Below are 1,033 nucleotides of genomic sequence, written 5' to 3'. Positions count from 1 at the left end.
CGCCCGCCTCACGCGCGCGCCGCCGCAGCTCGACATAGGCGCGCGCATCCTCGCCGTTCGTCTCCAGCCAGCGCAGCGCCGCAATGGCGCCCGCGAGACAATCGGCGAGATAGTCCCGCTCCATCGCGCGCGTCGGCGCGCGTTCCGCGCCGCGCATCACTCGCACGCACAGCTCCACCGCATGGATTCGCTCGGAGAGCGTCGTCTTACGCGCACTCATGAAGCCTCCCGTGTTTCATCGAAAGGCGAGAGCAGCGCCGCATCGGCCGCCGTCATCGTCAGGCGGTAGCATCCGCCCTCTGGACGATCGATACGGTCCCGCTCGAGCAGCCCTCGCCCGCGCAGCTGGCGCAGCGCGGCGCGCACCTGCGCCTCGCGCATCTCCGTCAGCTCGGCGATTTTCGCGCATGTCACATCGGCGCGGCCCTGCTCATCCGCGCAGCCGGCGAGAATGAGCAGCACGAAGCGCGACTGCGGCCCGCCGGCGATCTGCCCCACCGCCCAGAGAAGAGCATCCTCGCTCATTTGCGCGCCTTCGCCAGGACGAGCGCTCTCTCCTCATCGCGCATTCGCACCGCTCGCGCCTCGCCGAATTGCTTGACGTGATCTCGAAAGCGCAGCTCGTCGAGATAATGACAATAGGAGCAGCTATCGAGCGGTGCGTGCGGTCCGCCGACCGCCCGCGAGCGCCGCATCTCATATCGTCCGCAGACGCAGCGCACGACCCAGCGCGCATATTTGCCGCCCGTTCCGCGCTCGCACGCCAACCCGATGACGCGGAGCCGGCCGAAGCTGCGGCCCATGAAATTCGGCATGTCGGGAGGCAGGGGCCGCATCGCCGGAGGAGTATCCCACGTCTCGCGCGCCCGGCCGAGCTTGGGCTCGAAATTCACGCCGCGCCCATGCGTCGCCATCGCGGCCCCGCGATTGATCGGCGCGCTCGCCGCGAGCCGGTCGAATATGTCGCTCATCCTTCGCCGCCTTCCGCCTCATTCCCCCAAGCGTCCCACCCCGGCCGCGGCGCGCCGCGGCG

General features: G+C 69.7%; 3 protein-coding genes. All 3 read right to left on the bottom strand.

The annotated features are described in order from the left end of the window. Positions 1-220, bottom strand: a 220-nt coding sequence (locus A1351_RS09020; RefSeq protein ID WP_157096220.1) for a hypothetical protein, incomplete at its 3' end; no start/stop codon positions are given. Continuing rightward, positions 217-525: an Rrf2 family transcriptional regulator gene (locus A1351_RS09015; RefSeq protein WP_064032813.1), complete on the bottom strand. Its 309-nt coding sequence runs from the start codon at positions 523-525 to the stop codon at positions 217-219. The genes A1351_RS09015 and A1351_RS09020, both read right to left, overlap by 4 nt. Next, positions 522-971 (bottom strand): hypothetical protein, encoded by a 450-nt coding sequence (locus tag A1351_RS09010; RefSeq protein WP_064032812.1) that lies wholly within the window; start codon positions 969-971, stop codon positions 522-524. The genes A1351_RS09015 and A1351_RS09010 overlap by 4 nt, the downstream gene beginning before the upstream one ends. Positions 972-1,033 lie beyond the last annotated feature (62 nt).

Source organism: Methylosinus sp. R-45379 (assembly GCF_001644125.1).
Lineage (GTDB): Bacteria > Pseudomonadota > Alphaproteobacteria > Rhizobiales > Beijerinckiaceae > Methylosinus.
The sequence above is the reverse complement of the archived record's forward strand: the minus strand, read 5'-3'. Positions and strand labels throughout refer to the sequence as shown.